This is a genomic window from Kurthia sp. ISK08, assembly GCF_046159805.1.
Classification (GTDB): Bacteria; Bacillota; Bacilli; order Bacillales_A; family Planococcaceae; genus Kurthia; species Kurthia gibsonii.
In genome coordinates this window covers 99702-120571 of sequence record NZ_JBJXHL010000001.1, presented here as the reverse complement: position 1 = coordinate 120571, position 20870 = coordinate 99702, and the positions used below count along the sequence as shown (strand labels likewise).

The window sequence follows — 20870 nt, the reverse complement described above, 5'->3', positions numbered from 1 at the left end:
ACCCGGTTCAGCAAGTGATTGGAAAGAATTACTTACTAAAGGAGGGGTATTTATGAAGGCATCTGTGACAAATGTAGAGAAAAAGGCATTTATTAAATGGTTCTTAAAGCGTTACGATATGAAACGAAGAGAATGTGTTTGGATTCTTAATTATATTGTAGGGCATGATGACTTATTAGAAAGAATTCATTTCGTAGAAGAAGCGCATTTTTGTCCAAGAGCAATGGTCATGTCGACAATCGATTCATCTGGAATCCCATTCCGTTTTTATAAAGGAAATTTAATGACGGCTGATGCAGAAAAGTCATTTCATGATTTAAGATTGAATTCGGAAGAAGATATGTACATTCAGCTAAACTTCCCTAAAATACCACCTAATCCGGCTTACTTAGCTGTTTTAGAAGAGAATCCGTATATTCCGAAGTATTTACAATCGAATTACGGTGATCGTGAAGTTGCTGAAAAATTACTCGATGTAAGCATGAAAAATTTCCAAAAGAAAATGTTATTACAACAAATTGATGAAGCAATTGATAATCGCGATAAAGAACGTTTTTTACAATTGTCGGATCAGTTGAACCAATTACAGTAAATAGAAAAAAGGGCTTTGATTTTCGCAAATCAAAGCCCTTTTTCTGAGAAAAAGAAACGATAGTAGACCATTTAAAAACTTCTACTATATAATGGATAGAGATAGAGGTGGGGGGATTTCATGCGCTACATATGGGCGAGATTATGGACGATTTTAATATCAAAAACATTTTTAATCATGTTATTAATCGTCAATCTATTAGGTTCTATTTATGGATACATTTGGTACGGAGATCAGTTGGCTGAAGCAAAGCTAATCTTTTTAATATTTATACCAGATAGTCCAACAGCTACATTATTCTTTTCAATTGCGATTATTGGTTGGTTGTTAAAAAAACATTGGCGTTTATTTGAAGCGTTAGCACTCGTGACGCTTGTAAAATACGGTGTATGGGCTGTGGTCATGAATTTAATGGTCTTAAACGAGTTAGGGTCACTCGGGTTTGCTGGTTGGATGCTTGTAGTTAGTCATGGTTTAATGGCTGTCCAAGGCTTGCTTTATATGCCGATGTATGACTTTAAAAGTGTTCATATCATCATCACAGCAATTTGGACATTACATGATGTCGTGATTGACTATGTCTTTAACCAAATGCCTTGGTACCATATGTTAAATCAATATATGACAGGAATTGGATACTTTACATTTTGGTTGTCAATTGTGTGTCTAATCATTGCAATCTTTGCAATGAAAAAGAGGTTTTCAGTTGCCCCAAATTTTGTTTGACCTTAAAATAAAACTATGAACGAACTAGGAGGATGGTTAGATTGTCAATTATGATGTATATCATCTACTTTGCTGTTTTGATGTTATTACCACTGTATGCACAACGTAAAGTAAAGAAAACATATACACGCTATTCACAAGAATATTCAACATCAGGAATGACGGGTGCCGAAGTTGCTCGTAAAATTTTAGACCAAAATGGATTAGGAAATGTAAAAGTTGAGCCAGTCGATGGTTTTTTGTCAGATCATTATGATCCATCTACAAAAGTAGTGCGTTTATCAACGCATAACTTCTATGAAACATCGATTGCAGGTACAGCAGTTGCAGCCCATGAATGTGGCCACGCTATTCAAGATGCGGAAGCATATTCATTCTTAACATGGCGCTCAAAATTAGTTCCAGCAGCGAATATTTCATCAAACGCTTCATGGATTTTCATTATGATTGGTATGATTGCAACATTTAAACCATTAATGTTAGTAGGTATTATCTTATTAGCAATTGGTGTACTTTTCCAAGTAGTAACATTACCAGTTGAGTTTGATGCTTCTAAGCGTGCGATGCGCCAAATTGATCAATTGGGCATCATTAACAATGAAGAATATCCAAAAGCGAAAAAAGTATTAACAGCAGCAGCATTAACATATGTTGCAGCAGCAGCGACAGCGGTCATGGAACTTGCACGACTTGTATTAATTTATACAGGTATGGGGAATCGCGAAGATTAGTAACACAAAAACACCTTGTATTGTTACATTGACGTAACATACGAGGTGTTTTTTTATGTCATTTTTTTAAAAAAAAGAAGAAAAATAAGAGAATGAAATTATTTTACAAGAAAGAAGCGTTAAGAAATAAATGCTGAATCGTTGATTTAATAAGATTCTGCTAAATATAAGTCAAGCTCGTAATAATTTGTAATATATCTGTAACTTAGTTGACGCTAGACTGTAAGCTAACTCGTGTAAAGTTAGTCTCAGTTAAAAAAGTTCGTACATAATAACAAATGACATATAACAAACGACATATAAATCAATCAAATTAAAAACGTGGGAGTGTTCATAAATTCATGAAGAAACATAAATTACTGACATCAATCTTAACAGGTGCATTAGCTTTAACAGTAGGTTTTACAGGGGTAGCTACTGAACAACAAGCATCTGCAGCTTCATCAAAAACAACAAAAGTTTCTAAAAATTACTATACAAAAGCCGCATTAAACATGCGTACAGGCCCTACTACAAAAGCAAAACGCGTTCTAACTATTCCAAAAGGTAAAAAAGTATATGCATACCAACGTAAAACTGTTTCAGGTACTTGGTATAAAGTAAAATACAATGGTAAAGTAGGCTGGGTGTCAGGTAAATATCTTTCTTCAAAAAAAGCAAAGAAAACAGTGAAAAAAGCATCTGCAGCTTCTGGTAATGCGATTATTAATGCAGGTCGTAAATATGTAGGTACACCATATGTATGGGGTGGATCACGTCCAGGTGGATTTGACTGCTCTGGTTTCACATCTTATGTATATAAACAAGCAGGTATGAAATCATTACCACGTACAAGTAGAGCACAAAAAGCTTCTGTTAAACGTGTAAGTTCGCCAAAAGTAGGGGATTTAATCTTCTTCTCAGCAACTCCAGGTGGTTCATATGTATCACATGTAGGAATTTACGCAGGTAACAATCAAGTATTACACGCAGCTGGTAATAGTGTGAAGTTCCAATCATTAAGCGGTTACTGGAATCAACGTGTAGTAAGCTACGGTACAACACGTTAATTTAAATTAAATAGATGAATTACATATGTGAGAAACTATTTTCATATAAGTAAGGAGTTTCAATAAAAAAGACTTGATTCGCTTTCATGTGAATCAAGTCTTTTTGTATGGTATATAAAAAGGCTGTAGTGTCTAAAATAGCACTACAGTCTCTTAATTTAATGATTATACAAAGCGTACTACATCTTCAACAGATAAACGAGAAGTACCACGTGCTGGGCCTGTTCCTTTACCAATTGCGATTAGAACGATTGGGAATTCATTTTCTGGTAAGTTATATGATTTTGCAAATTCATCTTTATTGAATCCACCCATTACAACTGTATCTAGTCCACGATCTTTTGCAGCTAATAAAAGTTGCATTGACACTAATCCAGCATCGTACATAGCTACTGAATGACGCGCAGCTACAGGAATACCGCTGTAAAGTGTTTCAGCATTTTCTGTTAGTTTTTCAGCCACTTCTGGATCCATAACGCCAGCATCTACACTTAGTTGGTGAATTTTACGTGCATTTTTATGGAAGTCAGTATCACCTAAAACCGCGATGATTGCTGGAGCTGTTTCAACTTGTTCTTGATTGAATGCCATTGTACGTAATTCTTTTTTCTTTTGTTCATCTGTAATAACGATGAAGCGCCAAGGTTGTTGGTTTGAAGAAGAAGGTGCAGTCATTGCATCTGTTAATAGCTCTGAAATTTCTTCTTTTGTTAATTTATATTCAGAATCGTATTTACGAATCGATTTACGTGCATACATGTTTTCAATTACAGCTGATTTTGTTGTTGTTGACATAATAAAAATTCCTCCTATATTTAACTAACTTAAAGTAAGTTAATGGGTATATAAAACATCTTACTTTAAGTTAGTTTTTATGTCAATCATTATTTCATTTGTGGTACAATAATAAATGTAAAGGAGCGATTCGATATGACACAGCCTATCTATTCAGAGCAAGTTTGTCAAAATTATCATCAAGCAATTGAATTTATCGGTAAGAAATGGATTGGGGCAATTTTATATAGTTTAGTTGATGGTCCATTACGCTACAATGAAATTCATGCGCGAATCGAAGGCATTTCGGATCGTTTATTAACACAACGTTTAAACGAATTAATCGATGCCGATATGATTGAAAAAGAATATATTAATGATTCTGTTAAAAAAACAAAATACCGTTTAACCGAAAATGGTCAAGCTTTTAAAGAAGTGATTCACTCGATTCAGAAGTGGGTTCATACATGCCAAAAAACAAATCAGTGTAAAGAACCGACATCACCTAACATATAGTCTCATTCATTACGCACAAAAAAAAGAGAACTCCGCTATAGTAGCAAGAGTTCTCTTTTTGTTTTTAATGATGAAGTGGATTGCGCTCGTCATCTAATGTGAAGCCCATTCCAGACACTTCATGCACTTCGGATATGGAGACAAATGCATAGGGGTCAACCGAATTGACGAGACTTTTTAATTTGAATAATTCGTTTTTAGATACGACACAATATACAATTTTACGTTGCTCTTTCGTATAAAAACCTTCACCTTCTAAATACGTTACGCCACGTTCCATCTGTGTTGTAATTTTTGAAGCCACTTCTTCATAATGGTCTGAGATAATAAGCGCACCACGTGCTGCATACATCCCCTCTTGTACAAAGTCAATTACGCGTGCCGCAATGAAAACAGCTACTAATGTGTACATGGTTGTACGAATATCTAAGAATGTTAATGCAGAAATCGCAATAACGAGTGCATCAAGTAAGAACATCGTCTTACCCATCGGCCAACCGAAATATTTATCCGCAAGACGTGCAATGATATCAGAACCACCTGTTGTACCTCCGAAGCGGAAGATGATGCCAAGCCCTCCACCTAAAAATACACCAGCAAATAGAGCAGCAAGTAATAAATCGTCATTTAGTGGGATATGAACATTGACGATTTGGAATACTTTAATGAAGACAGATACACTCACTGTACCAATAATCGTATAAGCGAATGCACGTTTACCAAGAATTTTCCAGCCGATAAAGAACATGGGAATGTTCAATACTAAGTTCATTAGTGCAGGGTCCCATTTAAAGAGGAAATAAAGAATCAATGTAATCCCTGTAAAACCACCTTCACCTAGCTTATTTTCTAATGTGAAATTCACAAGACCAAAACTAAAAATCGCTGCACCAAGTAAAATAAACAGCGTATTTTTCACTTTAACTAAACCCAAAAAAAGACCTCCAATCGAATGAAATATGCGAAAATGAAGTTTTCTGTCTTACTATTTTTTTCGCATATTGTATAATGTGTAATAGTGATGAAATCAATTCAAACAATAAATGGATGGATAGATTTACATTATCATGTATTTTAACTGTTTTTACAATAAAAAGATAATATAGGGGTTACAAAATAGGGGAGGAATGACACACATGATTACAGTAGCAATAGCAGGACCAAGAGGACGTATGGGACAAGAAGCGGTACATACCGTTATAAGCAGAGAAGATTTTCAATTAGTAGGGGTACTCGATCATAAAGAAATTGCAGAAAATCTACAACAATATCCACAATTTCCAGATACATATGATGTACCCGTATTTATGGATTTACAGACATTATTTAATGAAGTAAAACCAGATGTAATAATTGATTTAACAACACCAGAAGCTGTTTATGAACATACAAAATTAGCTTTAAAGCATGGTGTACGACCTGTAATTGGTACGACTGGATTTACAGATGAGCAATTACAAGAGTTAACGGATTATGCAAAACAGCATGGAATTGGAGCTATTATTGCACCAAACTTCGCAGTAGGTGCTGTATTGATGATGAAATTTGCAGCGATGGCAGCTCAGTATATGCCAGATGTTGAGATTATTGAATTACACCATGATCAAAAATTAGATGCACCATCAGGTACAGCGATTAAAACAGCGCAACTGATTCAAGAGAATCGTCCTTCACATAAGCAAGGACATCTAGACGAAAAAGAGACGATTCCAGGAGCTCGTGGTGCAGATTTTGATGGTATGCGCATTCATAGTGTTCGTTTACCGGGTCTTGTAGCGCATCAAGAAGTATTATTTGGTGGCGAGGGTCAAATGCTAACAATTCGTCATGATTCATATAATCGCGCATCATTTATGTCAGGTGTAAAGTTATGTGTTGAAAAAGTGATGACATTAGATCATCTTGTATATGGTTTAGAAAATATTTTGTAAGGAGAGATTGACATGAAAATCGCATTAATTGCACACGATCAAAAGAAAGAAGATATGGTAGAGTTTGCAATCGCATATAAGCCCATTTTAGAACAGCATGAATTATTCGCAACGGGTACAACAGGGCAACGTATTATCGATGCTACTTCCTTATCTGTTACGCGTTTTCGTTCGGGGCCACTCGGCGGAGATCAACAAATCGGCGCAATGATTGCGAATAATGATATGGATATGGTCATTTTTTTCCGCGATCCACTTACAGCCCAACCACATGAACCAGATATTTCAGCTTTGATGCGTTTAAGTGATGTATATCATGTACCACTTGCGACAAACATGGGGACAGCAGAAGTGCTATTAAAAGGATTAGAACATGGTTTTATTGATTTCCGATTATTAGCGGAAAGACGTTCTAAATAAAGAAAGTGATGTGCTCATTATGAAAAAGTTGAAAATCGGGATTACATGCTATCCAACAGTAGGTGGATCAGGCGTTATGGCCACGGAGTTAGGGAAGATGCTTGCAGAACGTGGTCATGAAATTCATTTTATTACGTCAAGCATGCCTTTTCGTTTAAATAAAGTGTATCCGAATATTTTTTTCCATGAAGTAGAGGTTAATAATTACTCTGTTTTTCAATATCCACCCTATGACATTGCACTAGCAAGTCGTATGGCAGATGTTATTCGTGAAGAGCAGTTAGATGTATTACATGTACATTATGCGATTCCACATGCTGTTTGTGCAGTTCTTGGACGCGATATGGCGGGACAAGCAGGGAAGCGTGTAGGAATTGTGACCACACTTCATGGAACGGATATTACAGTTCTAGGTGACGATGCACTACTAACAACGGCAATTCGTTATGGTATTGAAAAATCGGATGTTGTGACAGCTGTATCGACATCTTTAAAAGATCAAACAATGGAATTAATTCAGCCGAATCAAACGATTGAAACGGTTTATAATTTTGTGGATGAACGAGAATATTATCAACGAGACGGACGTGAATTACGTGAAGCATTTGGTATTGAGCCAGATGAAAAAGTGATGGTGCATGTATCGAATTTCCGTAAGGTGAAGCACGTGCCAGATGTGATTGATACATTCATCAAAACACGTAAATATGTAAAATCCAAACTATTATTAATTGGTGATGGCCCTGAAAAACATGAGGCGATGCAACTCGCAAAGCAAACACCATATAGTGAAGATATTTTATTTTTAGGGAAGCAAGAGAATTTAGCAGAGCTATATGCAATGGCTGACTTAAAACTACTTATGTCTGAAAAAGAAGCGTTTGGACTAGTGTTATTAGAAGCAATGGCTTGTGGTGTTCCAGGAATCGGTACACGCATTGGTGGAATTCCAGAAGTCATCTGTCATGAAAAAAATGGCTATATTGTTGAATTAGGTGATACAGATCAAGCTGCTCACCATGCGATTAGTTTATTATTAGATGATGAAAAATTACAGTTGTTTAGAAAACGAGCAATTCAAAGTGTACAAGATCGATTCCACTCGGAAAAAATTGTTGAGCAGTATGAAGCGCTATATGAAAAGGTGGTTCAAAAGTGATGAAGCATCCTGCATGGCAGTCGGCACATGACGTCATGGAAACATTAGAACAGCATGGTCATGAAGCGGTTATTGTAGGCGGTGCTGTAAGGGATTATTTATTAGATAAACCAGCGAATGATGTAGATGTAGCAACGAGTGCAATGCCGCTTGAAGTAAAGGCATTATTTAAAAAAACAGTAGATGTAGGAATTGCCCATGGTACGATTCTTGTGTTAGATTTTGAAGAACCTATTGAGGTAACGACGTTTCGTACAGAAGGAACTTATACAGACCGTCGTCGACCAGATGAAGTAACATTCGTTCGTTCATTAGCAGAAGATTTAAAAAGACGTGATTTTACGATTAATGCAATGGCACTTAGACGTTCTGGAGAGTTAGTAGACTTATACCGAGGTCAAGAAGATTTACAACAGCAAATTATTCGTGCAGTGGGCGAACCGTATGCACGTTTTTCAGAAGATGCATTACGCATTATTCGAGGTGTACGCTTTGTAGCTCAATTAGGATTTACATTGGAACAAGAGACACTTATCGCTATGCAAAAAACGTCGCATTATTTAGGTGAGATTGCTATTGAACGTGTGAAAGCTGAATGGGATAAGATTTTTGTGAGTCGTGCACCGGAAAAAGCGATGTATTATATGCAAGAATATAATCTTGGCGAAGCGATTCCGGGTGCTTTTGAAGCATATACTAAATGGCAGAACTATGCTGCGAAAGATGCAAAATGGGGCTGGACATATTGGTGCATTTTAACGAATGACTTGACTTTACTTCAACAGTATCGTTGCTCAAATGATGAAAAGTCATTTGTGAAGCAAGCGAAAGCTTGCTACGATATTTTGCTTCAGCATCAACCAACTAAGTTTGAGCTTTTTCAATATGATTTGAAGTATTGGAAATGTGCATATGAGCTTCTTGCGTTGCAAAATGTAACAAAAGTTATAAGTTATCCAGAATTAGTAAAAGAAAAGCAAGATTTACCGATTCAACATGTACAGGAGATTGCTGTTACAGGAAAACATCTCATGACCTGGACGAATCAAAAAGGCGGCCCATGGTTACGTGAAGTATTAGATGAGATTGTGAAGCGTGTTGTGAACGGTCAGTTAGAAAATAATGAACAAACAATAAAGGAATGGTTGCAAAATGAATGGTTCGTATAAATATAAAATTCTAAAAAAATTACAACAGTCCACTCCATCTCCTGTTTCAGGTCAACAACTTGCAGATGATTTCGGTTTATCGCGTACAGCCATTTGGAAGTACATTAAACAATTAGAAGAAGAGGGTTATACGTTTGAGACCATTCGAAAAAAAGGTTATATTTTGACGTCGCAACCGAATAGCATCGATCCAGCAAAAATTAAAGCGGCACTTGAAACAACTACGTTTGGTGAAACGATTATTTTTGAAGAAACACTTCCTTCTACACAGCCAGTAGCACATCAGTTGGCACAGGAAGGCGCTAAAGCAGGAACCGTTGTCATCTGTGAGGAACAAACACTCGGTCGTGGACGTATGCAAAGACCGTGGCAATCTCAAAAAGGAAAAGGAATTTGGATGAGTGTCATTTTACGTCCAGATGTGCCACCTTATGAGGCACCACAATTTACATTAGTAGCTGCTGTAGCAATCGCAAAAGGGATTGAAGATGTAGCAGGTATTCGTCCTCAAATTAAGTGGCCGAATGATTTATTAATCGATGGTTTTAAAATTACAGGGATTTTAACGGAGTTACAGGCAGACCCTGACCGTGTGAATGCATTAATCATGGGTATTGGTATTAATGTCAACCACACAATGGATGATTTCCCAGAAGAAATTCATGGTATTGCGACTTCTTTAAAATTACAAACAGGACGAGAAATCGACCGTGCTGTATTAATTGCACGTATTTTATATTATTTAGAGTATTATTCGAATCAATACGTTAAAGAAGGGTTCCTACCAATTAAAAAAGAATGGGAAAGCTATTCTTGTACCATTGGTCAAACGATTAAAGTAACAACATTGACAGAAGTCTTCTATGGTAAGGCTGTTGCAATTACGAATGATGGTGTATTAAAAGTACAATTACCAGACGGTGAAACGAAAAGTGTGTATTCAGCTGATATTGAATTAAAAAAAGATTAATGTAAGTTACAGTGTCATCGTTCAACACATTTAGGAGGGTAACAATGAAAAGCGTTGCAGATTTTCCAAAAATGAAAGAAAAACAGGACAAGATTGTGATGATTACAGCCTACGACTATCCATCGGCTAAATTAGCCGAAGAGCAAGAAGTCGATATGATTTTAGTAGGTGATTCTTTAGGAATGGTTGTTTTAGGATATGACTCGACTGTTCAAGTGACAGTAGAAGATATGATTCATCATGGTAAAGCAGTTCGCCGAGGTGCTAAAGATACATTTATGGTTGTTGATTTACCATTTGGTAGCTATCATGGCGATCCGTACGAGGCATTAAAAGTAGCTGTACGTGTTTTCCAAGAAACAGGTGCGAACGCATTAAAAGTCGAGGGTGCAGGGAATCTACTGCCAACGATTCAGTTAATGATTGAAGCAGGGATTCCAGTTGTAGGACATTTAGGGCTGCAACCACAACAAGCAGCTGTATTGGGTGGTTATAAAGTACAGGGGAAAACACAAGAAGATGCAAAAAAAATTTTGCGTGATGCAAAAGCGCTCGAAGAAATAGGTGTCTGTGCGATTGTGTTTGAATGTATTCCGAAGCAAATGATGTTTGAAATTAATCAGCAGCTACATGTACCGACGATTGGAATCGGTGCAGGAAATGAAGCGGATGGTCAAGTGCTCGTATTCCATGATGCACTACATTATGGGCACCATCATATTCCTAAATTTGTACAACAATTTGCAGATGTCGGTGCTGAAATTGAGCTAGGTATTGCCAAGTATAAAAAAGCAGTAAAAACAGGTGTTTTTCCAAGTGATGAGCAAAGTTTTCATTTGAAAGAAAACCAATCGATTTCATTATATGGAGGCAAAAAAGGATGAAAATTATTGAAACCGTAGCGGAACTAAAAGAAGTACTTCAACCTTTTGCAATTCATTCCATTGGATTAGTACCAACGATGGGGGCTTTGCATGAAGGGCATGCTACGTTGATTCAACAAGCGCGACAAGAAAATGATGTCGTAGTCGTAAGTATTTTTGTAAACCCTACGCAATTTGGTCCAAATGAAGATTTCGATCGCTATCCACGTGATTTAGATGGAGACGTTAAGAAGTGTGAAGATTGGCAAGTAGATTTTATCTTTGCGCCTTCCGTCGAAGAAATTTATGGAAGTCATGGCGGCATTACATATGATGCAGGTCCTGCTTCACGTATTTTATGTGGTGCAAGTCGACCAGGTCACTTTAATGGTGTTCTACAAATTGTTTCAAAATTATTCATGCTCGTTCAACCGACACGTGCCTATTTTGGTCAAAAAGATGCGCAACAACTCGCATTGATTGAAACGCTCGTACGTGATTATTACTTCCCGCTCGAAATTGTACCTGTTCCAATTGTACGTGAAGAAGATGGGCTAGCTAAAAGCTCACGTAATGTTTTTTTAACGCCAGAAGAACGTCAAGAAGCGGTTGTCTTATCGCAAGCACTAACACTTGCAAAGGCACGCTTACAAGACGGTGAAGAAGCAGCGATTGTCTTAGAGCAAGCACGTAAAAAAATCGAAGAAACTTCTGCAAAAGTAGAGTATCTTGAATATCTTGCCTACCCAGATTTGCAACGAGCTCCTAAAGCTGATGAACGAAAAATTTTAATGGCAGCGATTCGCTTTTCAAATGTCCGTTTGATTGATAATGAATTATTTGACTAACAGAATAGACAAAGGGTTCTCGCAAATGAATGTGAGAGCCTTTTTCTATGAAGTTCGCAATAGAAAATAAAGGTTCTACTTACCCACAGCTATCTTAAGTATGATAAAATCGTCTGTATGAAATAAAGGACGTACTATTGAAAGATGTCTATAATAAAATGATTTGAAAGACGTGAAGAACATGGAGAGTCAAATGTATGCAGTTGTTGATTTAGAAACGACTGGGCATTCATCAAAGCAAGGCGATCGTATTATCCAAATCGCTATTGTATTTATGAGAGATTGGCAAATTGAAAAGACCTATACCTCTTTCGTCAATCCTAAACGAAAAATACCGCATTTCATTCAAGATTTAACGCATATAAAAGAAGAAGATGTTAAGCATGCACAACCTTTTGAAGCGATTGCCCATGAAGTATATGACATGCTCCAGGATTGTGTGTTTGTCGCACACAATATCGACTTCGATTTACCATTTTTACAAGAAGAATTTAAGCGCTGTGGTTTACCAAAATGGTTTGGTAAAAGTATGGATACAGTAGAGTTGGCAAAAATACTCTATCCAACGGCTTATAGTTATAAACTTTCAGAAATTGCTCTTGAATTAAATATTGGTTTAGAGAACGCACATCGCGCAGATGATGATGCGATGGCAACAGCGCGATTATTGAAGAAGTGTTTTGAACAGTTAATGTCTTTGCCGCTTGAAACGATTCAGCATCTACATACGCGTTCGTTTAAATTGAAATCAGGTTTAGCACATTTATTTTTTGAGGCACTCCAAATAAAAAGAACGAAATCTTCTCAATTACAGCACCATTTCTTATATCGTGGGGTTCCGATTTTACAACCTCAACAACAAAAAATTGATGCGGAGCCTGTAATTTATCCAGCAAGTACAGAAGCAAAGACACAACTTTTCTCAAAAGTGATGACACACTTTGAGGTGAGAGAAGGTCAATTTAATATGATGGATACGGTGTGGAATAGCCTACAACATCGTACCGAAATTTTAACAGAAGCATCTACGGGTATTGGTAAGACATTAGCATATTTGATTCCAAGTATTGTTTTTGCAAAGCAGCAAAAACAACCAGTTGTTATTAGTACGTATACATCTCATTTACTCGACCAACTCATTCAAGAGGAACTACCAAAAGCGAAAGAATTATTGGGTTGTGATGTTCGAATTGCTGTTTTAAAAGGTATGGAACATTATATTGATCTCGACCGTTTTATTGAATCGCTTGTGATTACAGAAGATAGTTATGATGAGAATTTTGTGAAAATGCAAGTACTCGTTTGGCTCGCTATCTCTTCAACAGGTGATTTGAATGAAGTGAATGTTTCGGGTGGAGGACGTACTGTACTCGACCGAATTCGTCGTACAAGTACAACTGCAGAAACAAAGCAACAAAATGCATTTGATTTTTATTTGGAAGCGATGAAATCATGTGAAGAAGCTGAACTAATTATTACAAATCATGCGATGTTATTGGCTGATTTAGAACGTGAAACACCAATTGTGCAGCAAGTCGGCGGATTTATCTTGGATGAAGGACATCAGATGATTCAAGCAGCGACAATGCGAGAAGAAAAAGTATTTGCATATCGTCGTTTTAAATATTGCTTTGGTCAGATTGGTCATTTTGAAGATCGTGCGCTACACCATGCATTTTATCGTTTACTACAACAAGCAGATCGTGTGCCACTTCGCTATTTATCCAAGCTTGAAAATCAATTCTTTGACATGATTGATGTTTTCGAGCATGCGATGAATCATCTCGTAAGTCGTATGAATTTATCTGCGTCTCATGGTGGATCACAAAAAAAGACAATTCTTTTAAATACACTCACATTGAAGCAACCTTTATTAGAAGAAGTCGGTCATATGATTGAACAGTGGTTACAGTTAGCGCATGAGGTTACGCGTATTTTTAAAAGTTACCAAGATGATTTAGAACCTTCTAAACGTGTATGGCTGACAGATTGGGAATATTGGTTACGTGATTTACAACAATTACTTGAACAATGGCGCGCGATTTTCAATGTACATGAGCAAAATCGAACGTCTTGGATTGAAGCAGATCGTAGAAGTTTGCCAAATAGCATTCAAATTTACGACCGTCCGATTCAAATTGCCGACCATATTACGCAAGCATTTGATCAATTTAGAGGAAGAGACGGAATTATTTGGGCATCCGGTACACTAACTGTACCAGGAAATCCACGCTTTATTGCGGATCAGCTAGGATTATCAAGAGAAGTAGCTCTTTATCAATTCCAAGCACCAGCACATTATTATAAAGGTGCTAACATGTATATTGTGGACGATATGCCAGATATTCAACAAGTGCCACAATCTGCTTATATTGAGGCAGTAGCAGAAGCAGTGACACAAGCTGTACTTGCTACGGAAGGACGTTGTTTCGTTCTTTTCACATCGCAAGATATGCTACGTAAAACCGTCGATTTAATTCAAGAAATTGGTGCATTAGAGGATTACATGATTTTTGCACAGGGTATCTCAACAGGGAGTCGTATGCGTTTATTAAAGATGTTCCAGCGTTTTGAGCGCTCGGTTTTATTTGGAACAAATAGCTTTTGGGAAGGTGTCGACGTACCAGGAGACGCATTATCAGCTGTCATTGTCGTTCGTTTACCATTCTCAGCGCCAGAAGAACCACTCTTTAAAGCAAAAGCAGATAAAATGCAACAGCAAGGTTTAAATGCCTTTTATAAACTATCCCTACCCGAAGCAATCCTACGTTTTAAGCAAGGTTTCGGACGATTAATTCGATCCTCTCAAGATAAAGGTGCATTCATCGTATTAGATCGTCGAATCGAAACGAAATCATATGGACCCGATTTTTTACGTGCATTACCAAATGTGGAAGTTCGCCATGTATCACTAAGTGAACTAGTCTTCGATTTAGAAGATTGGTATAATAAATAAGCAAAAACAATTAAAGGTTTAGGTGATGGAATGAAAAGTTGGATTAAATTCTTCGCCATCTTCTTCGTCATGTTAGCAGTTGTATTAACAGTACTTGTAACAATTAAAGCGTATGCCCCTTACCATAGTGCTACACAAGAAGCGAAAGATGTTGTGTTGAAGGAACGATTATTAAAAACAGTTGATAAATCTTATGTATATAACAGTACAAACCACTATGTTACGGTTATTGGTAAAAATGATAAGAACCAATCAACAGCCGTGGTTTTGAATCAAGATCAATCAAAAGTTAAAAAAGAAGTCATTGAATTGTCAAAAGGTGTTACAGAAAAAGAAGCGATTAAGATAGCTACTGAAGGACAAAAAGTAAAAAAAGTGCTTCATGTCCATTTAGGTATTGAAAAGCCAGGTCCCGTTTGGGAAGTAGCATTCGAAAATAACCGAGATGAGCTCAATTATGTTTATGTGGTATTTGAAACAGGTCAATGGTGGAAAAAAATCACGAATTTATAATATTTCGAAAATAGAAATGCTCTCGTTTTTTGTATATAATAAAAGAGAATAAATCAAGAAGTAGATAGGCAACTATTTACTTAATCACAGATGTGATGGAGGATTCCCATGAAAAAAATTACAATTCAAGAAATGCCAAAACATGTTGGCGAAACAGTAAAAATTGGCGCTTGGCTTGCAAATAAGCGTTCAAGCGGTAAGATTGCTTTCTTACAATTACGTGATGGTACAGGATTTGTACAAGGCGTTGTTGTAAAAGCAGAAGTTTCTGAAGAAATGTTTGCAACAGCAAAAGGTCTTCATCAAGAAACTTCATTATATGTAATCGGTGAAGTAACAGAAGATACACGTTCATCATTCGGTTATGAATTACAAGTGAAGGACATCGAAGTGATTTCAGAATCACACGACTATCCAATCACACCAAAAGAGCATGGTACAGAGTTCTTAATGGACAACCGTCACTTATGGTTACGTTCAAAAAAACAACATGCAAAAATGAAAGTGCGTAACGAATTAATTCGTGCAACATACGAATTCTTTAATGACAATGGCTTCGTTAAAATGGATCCACCAATTTTAACAGCTTCAGCACCTGAAGGTACGTCAGAACTATTCCATACAAAATACTTTGATGAAGATGCATTCTTATCACAATCAGGTCAATTATATGCAGAAGCAGCAGCAATGGCATTAGGGAAAGTATTCTCATTCGGTCCAACATTCCGTGCTGAGAAATCAAAAACACGTCGTCACCTAATCGAGTTCTGGATGATTGAACCAGAAATGGCTTTTGTGGAACATGATGAGAGCTTAGAAGTACAAGAACAATTTGTATCGTATATCGTGCAATCTGTATTGAAAAACTGCAAACTAGAATTAGAAATTTTAGGTCGCGACCTTTCAAAATTAGAAAAAGTAAAAGCGCCATTCCCACGTATTTCATATGATGAAGCCATTGAATTCCTTCATAAAGAAGGTTTTGATGATATTAAATGGGGCGATGATTTCGGAGCGCCACATGAAACAGCGATTGCAAATCACTTTGATTTACCTGTTTTCATTACATGCTATCCAAAAGATATTAAACCATTCTACATGCAACCACATCCAGACCGCGATGATGTCGTGCTATGTGCCGATTTAATCGCTCCAGAAGGTTATGGTGAAATTATCGGTGGTTCTGAGCGTATTTGGGATTATGATTTATTAAAACAACGTATCCAAGAACATGGCTTAGATGAAGAAGCATACAACTGGTATTTAGAACTTCGTAAATACGGTTCTGTACCACACTCAGGTTTCGGTTTAGGGCTAGAACGTACAGTATCTTGGGTAACAGGTGCTGAACACGTGCGTGAAACCATTCCATTCCCACGTTTATTAAATCGTATTTACCCATAATAGAAGACGAAAGTTCATGTGATGTTAAGTCATATGAGCTTTTTCTTTTGAGAATTAAAGTATGCTATAAAAATAAAAAACAATTTAGTTGGAACACTGTACATTGTGCGTTAAAATAGAACAAAGATGAGCGAGCGTAATGAATACGCTTTAGAGTAGATGAGGAGGATTTTGTATTATGGAATTAAATGATTGGTTAAATACAAAGGTACCTGAAATTTCAAATGACTTGATTGAAATCAATCAAGATTATTTTGATTTAGAAAATTCAATTGGTTTTAAAGGACGCGACCGCATTTATCGTGTCATTGAAAGTTTCCGCATTGCGTTATTCCCAGGAATCTATGATCAAAAACCGATTGATGAAGTGCGTCTGAATGTCGCAATTAGTAATAATTTACGAAAAGCAGCGCTTGATTTACGTGATATTTTAGAAAAAGCGCTATTTTATAATAAAGAAGATGAAGATGTATGTGAAAACGTTGCACGTGAACGAGCAGATCAAATTGTTATTCAGTTGATGAACAAGTTCCCGGAAATTCGTCGTACATTACAGACAGATATTCAAGCAGCTTATAATGGCGACCCTGCTGCAACATCAACAGAAGAAATTCTACTGAGTTACCCATCTATTCAAGCGATTTGCATTCATCGTATTGCGCATGAACTATATAAATTAGATGTGAAAATTATTCCACGTATTATGTCAGAGTATGCACATGAATTAACAGGAATCGATATTCATCCAGGCGCATCCATTGGTGATTCATTCTTCATCGACCATGGTACAGGTGTTGTAATCGGTGAAACATGTACAATAGGTAACAATGTTAAAATCTATCAAGGTGTAACATTAGGTGCGCTTAGCTTCCCACTAGACGATGAAGGCAATCCAATTAAAGGAATTAAACGTCATCCTGACATCGAAGATAATGTCGTGATTTATGCGGGTGCAACGATTTTAGGTGGCAAAACAAAAATTGGTCATGATACCGTACTAGGCAGTAACATTTGGTTAACACATTCTGTTGTGCCACATTCGCGCGTATACCATTCACAACCTTCACCAAGTATTAACCAATCTGTAAATATTGAATATGAAATTTAAAAAAATAAGGAGGGGTAGTTCAGCTACCATACCTCCTTCTTTTTTATGAAAGGAAGTCAACTAATGAATTGGCAAGAAAAGCTATTACAATACCAACCTGTGAATGAACAAGAGGAGCGAGACTTAGCATCATTTCGCTATGCATTCACACACTTTCCAGATGTTTTAACACGTCAAAACCCAATTGCACATATGACAGTTTCAGCTTTTGTCGTGAATCAAGCACGTACACATGTATTAATGGTCTATCATAATATTTATCAATCATGGGCATGGACAGGAGGACATGCGGATGGTGAATCAGATTTTTTAGCTGTTGCATTAAGAGAAGTGCAAGAAGAAACAGGGGTAGAAGCAAAACCTGTTCAACAAGAGCCTATTTCGATTGAGCAACTAACGGTTTTAGGACATGTGAAAAAAGGGCAGTATGTATCAGAGCATTTACATATGAACGTCACGTATCTAGTTGAAGCAGATGACCAAGCGGCACTTGTTGTGTGTGAAGAGGAAAATAGTGATGTGGCGTGGATTCCATTTGATGAATTGAGTACATATTGTAAGGAAGAACATATGCTACCGATTTATAATAAAATCATTGCACAAATGAAGTAAAATAAGAAACAGACTAGGCATAAAAAAACTGGAACCGTGTTGTGGTGCGGTTCCAGTTTTTTCGTTGCGATAAAAAGGGAAGTGAAATGTTTGTCCCAGCCTGTTAAAAAAATTATTCAGCTGTAATGCGCATTTCTGTTGTCGCGTCAAAGAAGTGTGCTTTTTGTAATTGAATCGCAAGTGATAATGTTTGTCCAGATGACACCTGTTCATTTGCGTCAATACGTGCGATAAAGTTTTGTTCTTCTAGTTGCGCATAAATCATAAATTCCGCACCCATTAATTCAGCTACATCAATCTTCACTTGAACAGTATGTTCTGGTAGTTGTTCTAGCATATTTTCTTCGTTATGAAAATCTTCTGGACGAATTCCTAAAATAATTTCTTGCTCGTTATAACCTTTGTCGTGTAGCAAAGTACGCTGTTCTGCAGTCAATGGTAGCTGTAATATGCCCACTTGTACAAAATCACCTTGAATACGCGCTTTGAAAAAGTTCATAGCTGGTGAGCCAATAAAGCCAGCAACAAAGACATTCACAGGTTTTTCATATACTTCTTTTGGTGAACCCACTTGTTGAATGAGACCGTCTTTCATTACAACAAGACGTGTCGCCATCGTCATCGCTTCTGTTTGATCATGCGTTACATAAATTGTAGTGGTTTGTAAACGCTGATGTAACTTAATAATTTCTGCACGCATTTGTACACGTAATTTAGCATCTAAGTTCGATAAGGGTTCATCCATTAAAAATACTTTTGCATCGCGTACAATCGCACGACCAAGTGCCACACGTTGACGCTGACCTCCTGATAATGCTTTTGGTTTTCGTTCTAAATATTCTTCTAACCCTAAAATCTTCGCTGCTTCAGATACGCGACGTTTAATTTCTTCTTTTGGTAGTTTGCGCAGTTTTAAGCCAAATGCCATATTTTCATAAACCGTCATATGTGGATAGAGCGCATAGTTTTGGAACACCATCGCAATATCGCGATCTTTTGGTGGTAAATCATTTACACGTTCCCCATCAATGTAAAAGTCACCTTTTGAAATTTCTTCTAATCCTGCAATCATCCGAAGTGTTGTCGATTTTCCACAGCCAGATGGCCCAACAAAAACAATAAACTCCTTATCTTGAATTGCTAAATTGAAGTCCGTTACAGCCGTTACCTTCTTATCGTAAATTTTATAAATATTTTGTAATGTTAATTCAGCCATCATAGATCTCCTCTATGTTTAAATTCTATACATTTCGTATTCTATTATAGTCAAAGTACCTTTGAAATAGCAGTAATTTTAATTACGACATTTTTTTATTCTCAATTAAACGAGTAAAAGCTTTTAATTGAGATGGAAGTGTGCAAAAGTACATAAAATATAGGTTACATTGGTTAGTGAATGAGAATGTGTAAAATACGTCTAAAATATGACAATTTATAAGGATATAGAAGATGTATATAAAACTTTGGAAAATGCGTAAAATCAAGTATGTTCACTATTTCACTAGTAGCTTACGTGAAAAGTCTCACAAAGTTGTTCAGAGTGGGAAATGACTGTAAACACTTGGTTTTACTATATTCTTGGACAATGAATGAATAAATTTGTTAAGATATATGTATAAGGGTTGACATTGAAAGTCTTTTGTATGATAATTTCAATGTAAACAATAATAATTCTAATTAAGGATTTATTATTAATAATTGATTATATATCTAGGAGGAATTGAATATGTCATTAGTAAATAAAGAAATCGCACCATTCACTGCACAAGCATTCCAAAACGGTGAATTCAAAACAGTATCAGAAGAAACTTTAAAAGGTAAATGGGCTGTAGTATGCTTCTACCCAGCTGACTTTACATTCGTTTGCCCAACTGAACTAGAAGATTTACAAGCTGTATACGGCGAATTAAAATCTCTAGGTGCTGAAGTATATTCTGTATCAACTGATACACACTTCACACATAAAGCTTGGCACGATCATTCAGAAGCGATTTCTAAAATCGAATACACAATGATTGGTGACCCAACACACACAATTTCTCGCAACTTCGACGTATTAGACGAAGAAGCAGGTCTTGCACAACGCGCTACTTTCTTAATCGATCCAGACGGTGTAGTACAAACTATGGAAATCAACAATGATGGTATCGGTCGTAACGCTTCTCAATTAATCGACAAGATTAAAGCAGCTAACTACGTACGTAACCACCCAGGTGAAGTATGCCCAGCGAAATGGAAAGAAGGCGAAGAAACATTAACGCCTAGCCTAGACCTAGTAGGTAAAATCTAATTTAACGCCACTGTAGTCATATAGGGCACTAGACAAGCGACAAACATCAGTCTACAGATTGGTATTTGTCGCTCTGTTTTTAGCAAAATTGCATAAATGTACGGAAAAATGAATCGTTTTATGGTTTGGCATCACTCTCTTACCTACCTGAAACGAAATGAAGAGGTGAAAATACTGCTGTCAAAGAGGGCATTCAACGTATATAGTTCCATCACTTTTGTGCAAAAAAATGATGGAAA

21 protein-coding genes are annotated in these 20870 nt (G+C 36.7%); 18 read left to right on the top strand and 3 right to left on the bottom strand.

All coding sequences use genetic code 11. The features are described from left to right. The first annotated feature begins 52 nt into the window (after window positions 1-52). The 4 genes from ACKVQX_RS00545 to ACKVQX_RS00530 all read left to right on the top strand — a co-directional run bounded on the left by ACKVQX_RS00545 (window position 53) and on the right by ACKVQX_RS00530 (window position 3098). The gene (locus ACKVQX_RS00545) at window positions 53-592 is read left to right on the top strand and encodes a ReoY family proteolytic degradation factor (protein ID WP_068454388.1); all 540 of its coding nucleotides are present in this window, start codon (window positions 53-55) and stop codon (window positions 590-592) included. A gap of 120 nt (window positions 593-712) precedes the next feature. After that, window positions 713-1318 carry a DUF1405 domain-containing protein gene (locus ACKVQX_RS00540; protein ID WP_068454386.1) on the top strand — a complete coding sequence of 202 codons (606 nt, stop codon included), beginning with the start codon at window positions 713-715 and terminating at the stop codon, window positions 1316-1318. 50 nt (window positions 1319-1368) lie between these two features. Beyond that, complete coding sequence (locus tag ACKVQX_RS00535; RefSeq protein ID WP_087680177.1) at window positions 1369-2049, top strand: zinc metallopeptidase; 681 nt, start codon at window positions 1369-1371, stop codon at window positions 2047-2049. A 341-nt stretch (window positions 2050-2390) separates the two neighbouring features. Next, a complete protein-coding gene (locus ACKVQX_RS00530; RefSeq protein ID WP_087680099.1) occupies window positions 2391-3098 on the top strand; it encodes a C40 family peptidase in 708 nt (235 codons plus the stop codon). 165 nt (window positions 3099-3263) lie between these two features. Here ACKVQX_RS00530 and ACKVQX_RS00525 read toward each other — a convergent pair whose 3' ends face one another. Next, entirely contained in the window at window positions 3264-3893 is a 630-nt protein-coding gene (locus tag ACKVQX_RS00525) for a nitroreductase family protein (RefSeq protein WP_068454381.1), read from the bottom strand. 135 nt (window positions 3894-4028) lie between these two features. Between ACKVQX_RS00525 and ACKVQX_RS00520 the strand changes: the two genes are divergently transcribed. Beyond that, window positions 4029-4388, top strand: a complete 360-nt coding sequence (locus ACKVQX_RS00520; protein WP_068454378.1) for a helix-turn-helix domain-containing protein — start codon at window positions 4029-4031, stop codon at window positions 4386-4388. Window positions 4389-4452: 64 nt separating this feature from the next. Here ACKVQX_RS00520 and ACKVQX_RS00515 read toward each other — a convergent pair whose 3' ends face one another. Then, on the bottom strand, window positions 4453-5322 hold the full coding sequence (locus tag ACKVQX_RS00515; RefSeq protein WP_068454375.1) for a YitT family protein: 870 nt from the start codon (window positions 5320-5322) through the stop codon (window positions 4453-4455). Between the two features lie 202 nt (window positions 5323-5524). Here ACKVQX_RS00515 and dapB point away from each other — a divergent pair, with 202 nt between their 5' ends. From dapB to ACKVQX_RS00455, 12 genes are all read left to right on the top strand, one after another. Continuing rightward, on the top strand, window positions 5525-6319 hold the full coding sequence (dapB, locus tag ACKVQX_RS00510) for a 4-hydroxy-tetrahydrodipicolinate reductase (protein ID WP_409135919.1): 795 nt from the start codon (window positions 5525-5527) through the stop codon (window positions 6317-6319). Between the two features lie 12 nt (window positions 6320-6331). Continuing rightward, entirely contained in the window at window positions 6332-6739 is a 408-nt protein-coding gene (gene mgsA / locus ACKVQX_RS00505) for a methylglyoxal synthase (RefSeq protein WP_068454369.1), read from the top strand. A gap of 19 nt (window positions 6740-6758) precedes the next feature. Further along, a complete protein-coding gene (gene bshA / locus ACKVQX_RS00500; RefSeq protein WP_121177514.1) occupies window positions 6759-7898 on the top strand; it encodes an N-acetyl-alpha-D-glucosaminyl L-malate synthase BshA in 1140 nt (379 codons plus the stop codon). Then, a complete protein-coding gene (locus ACKVQX_RS00495; RefSeq protein WP_409136026.1) occupies window positions 7898-9067 on the top strand; it encodes a CCA tRNA nucleotidyltransferase in 1170 nt (389 codons plus the stop codon). Before bshA ends, ACKVQX_RS00495 begins: the two co-directional genes overlap by 1 nt. Continuing rightward, complete coding sequence (locus ACKVQX_RS00490) at window positions 9051-10037, top strand: biotin--[acetyl-CoA-carboxylase] ligase (RefSeq protein WP_068454361.1); 987 nt, start codon at window positions 9051-9053, stop codon at window positions 10035-10037. The genes ACKVQX_RS00495 and ACKVQX_RS00490 overlap by 17 nt, the downstream gene beginning before the upstream one ends. Window positions 10038-10081: 44 nt before the next feature. Next, window positions 10082-10921, top strand: coding sequence for a 3-methyl-2-oxobutanoate hydroxymethyltransferase (gene panB / locus ACKVQX_RS00485; RefSeq protein WP_068454359.1), 840 nt, complete (start codon window positions 10082-10084; stop codon window positions 10919-10921). Then, window positions 10918-11748, top strand: a complete 831-nt coding sequence (panC, locus tag ACKVQX_RS00480) for a pantoate--beta-alanine ligase (protein WP_068454357.1) — start codon at window positions 10918-10920, stop codon at window positions 11746-11748. The genes panB and panC overlap by 4 nt, the downstream gene beginning before the upstream one ends. Window positions 11749-11929: 181 nt before the next feature. Continuing rightward, window positions 11930-14704 (top strand): ATP-dependent DNA helicase DinG, encoded by a 2775-nt coding sequence (gene dinG / locus ACKVQX_RS00475; protein ID WP_068454355.1) that lies wholly within the window; start codon window positions 11930-11932, stop codon window positions 14702-14704. Window positions 14705-14734: 30 nt separating this feature from the next. Beyond that, window positions 14735-15217 (top strand): DUF5590 domain-containing protein, encoded by a 483-nt coding sequence (locus ACKVQX_RS00470; RefSeq protein WP_068454352.1) that lies wholly within the window; start codon window positions 14735-14737, stop codon window positions 15215-15217. 108 nt (window positions 15218-15325) lie between these two features. After that, window positions 15326-16621 carry an asparagine--tRNA ligase gene (gene asnS / locus ACKVQX_RS00465; RefSeq protein ID WP_068454349.1) on the top strand — a complete coding sequence of 432 codons (1296 nt, stop codon included), beginning with the start codon at window positions 15326-15328 and terminating at the stop codon, window positions 16619-16621. Window positions 16622-16799: 178 nt separating this feature from the next. Beyond that, complete coding sequence (gene epsC, locus ACKVQX_RS00460; RefSeq protein WP_068454346.1) at window positions 16800-17729, top strand: serine O-acetyltransferase EpsC; 930 nt, start codon at window positions 16800-16802, stop codon at window positions 17727-17729. A gap of 63 nt (window positions 17730-17792) precedes the next feature. After that, window positions 17793-18341, top strand: coding sequence for an NUDIX hydrolase (locus ACKVQX_RS00455; protein WP_087680176.1), 549 nt, complete (start codon window positions 17793-17795; stop codon window positions 18339-18341). A gap of 112 nt (window positions 18342-18453) precedes the next feature. On the opposite strand, the gene ACKVQX_RS00450 is transcribed toward ACKVQX_RS00455, so the two are convergent. Further along, window positions 18454-19557 (bottom strand): ABC transporter ATP-binding protein, encoded by a 1104-nt coding sequence (locus tag ACKVQX_RS00450; protein ID WP_285216056.1) that lies wholly within the window; start codon window positions 19555-19557, stop codon window positions 18454-18456. 510 nt (window positions 19558-20067) lie between these two features. Between ACKVQX_RS00450 and ahpC the strand changes: the two genes are divergently transcribed. Continuing rightward, on the top strand, window positions 20068-20631 hold the full coding sequence (gene ahpC / locus ACKVQX_RS00445) for an alkyl hydroperoxide reductase subunit C (RefSeq protein WP_068454340.1): 564 nt from the start codon (window positions 20068-20070) through the stop codon (window positions 20629-20631). Window positions 20632-20870 lie beyond the last annotated feature (239 nt).

What these genes read in the sequence shown, in the direction of transcription:
- ACKVQX_RS00545 (WP_068454388.1), top strand. Translation starts at nt 53, where the DNA reads ATGAAGGCATCTGTGACAAATGTAGAGAAAAAGGCATTTATTAAATGG.
- ACKVQX_RS00540 (WP_068454386.1), top strand. Translation starts at nt 713, where the DNA reads ATGCGCTACATATGGGCGAGATTATGGACGATTTTAATATCAAAAACA.
- ACKVQX_RS00535 (WP_087680177.1), top strand. Translation starts at nt 1,369, where the DNA reads ATGATGTATATCATCTACTTTGCTGTTTTGATGTTATTACCACTGTAT.
- ACKVQX_RS00530 (WP_087680099.1), top strand. Translation starts at nt 2,391, where the DNA reads ATGAAGAAACATAAATTACTGACATCAATCTTAACAGGTGCATTAGCT.
- ACKVQX_RS00525 (WP_068454381.1), bottom strand. Translation starts at nt 3,893, where the DNA reads ATGTCAACAACAACAAAATCAGCTGTAATTGAAAACATGTATGCACGT.
- ACKVQX_RS00520 (WP_068454378.1), top strand. Translation starts at nt 4,029, where the DNA reads ATGACACAGCCTATCTATTCAGAGCAAGTTTGTCAAAATTATCATCAA.
- dapB (WP_409135919.1), top strand. Translation starts at nt 5,525, where the DNA reads ATGATTACAGTAGCAATAGCAGGACCAAGAGGACGTATGGGACAAGAA.
- mgsA (WP_068454369.1), top strand. Translation starts at nt 6,332, where the DNA reads ATGAAAATCGCATTAATTGCACACGATCAAAAGAAAGAAGATATGGTA.
- bshA (WP_121177514.1), top strand. Translation starts at nt 6,759, where the DNA reads ATGAAAAAGTTGAAAATCGGGATTACATGCTATCCAACAGTAGGTGGA.
- ACKVQX_RS00495 (WP_409136026.1), top strand. Translation starts at nt 7,898, where the DNA reads ATGAAGCATCCTGCATGGCAGTCGGCACATGACGTCATGGAAACATTA.
- ACKVQX_RS00490 (WP_068454361.1), top strand. Translation starts at nt 9,051, where the DNA reads ATGAATGGTTCGTATAAATATAAAATTCTAAAAAAATTACAACAGTCC.
- panB (WP_068454359.1), top strand. Translation starts at nt 10,082, where the DNA reads ATGAAAAGCGTTGCAGATTTTCCAAAAATGAAAGAAAAACAGGACAAG.
- panC (WP_068454357.1), top strand. Translation starts at nt 10,918, where the DNA reads ATGAAAATTATTGAAACCGTAGCGGAACTAAAAGAAGTACTTCAACCT.
- dinG (WP_068454355.1), top strand. Translation starts at nt 11,930, where the DNA reads ATGGAGAGTCAAATGTATGCAGTTGTTGATTTAGAAACGACTGGGCAT.
- ACKVQX_RS00470 (WP_068454352.1), top strand. Translation starts at nt 14,735, where the DNA reads ATGAAAAGTTGGATTAAATTCTTCGCCATCTTCTTCGTCATGTTAGCA.
- asnS (WP_068454349.1), top strand. Translation starts at nt 15,326, where the DNA reads ATGAAAAAAATTACAATTCAAGAAATGCCAAAACATGTTGGCGAAACA.
- epsC (WP_068454346.1), top strand. Translation starts at nt 16,800, where the DNA reads ATGGAATTAAATGATTGGTTAAATACAAAGGTACCTGAAATTTCAAAT.
- ACKVQX_RS00455 (WP_087680176.1), top strand. Translation starts at nt 17,793, where the DNA reads ATGAATTGGCAAGAAAAGCTATTACAATACCAACCTGTGAATGAACAA.
- ACKVQX_RS00450 (WP_285216056.1), bottom strand. Translation starts at nt 19,557, where the DNA reads ATGGCTGAATTAACATTACAAAATATTTATAAAATTTACGATAAGAAG.
- ahpC (WP_068454340.1), top strand. Translation starts at nt 20,068, where the DNA reads ATGTCATTAGTAAATAAAGAAATCGCACCATTCACTGCACAAGCATTC.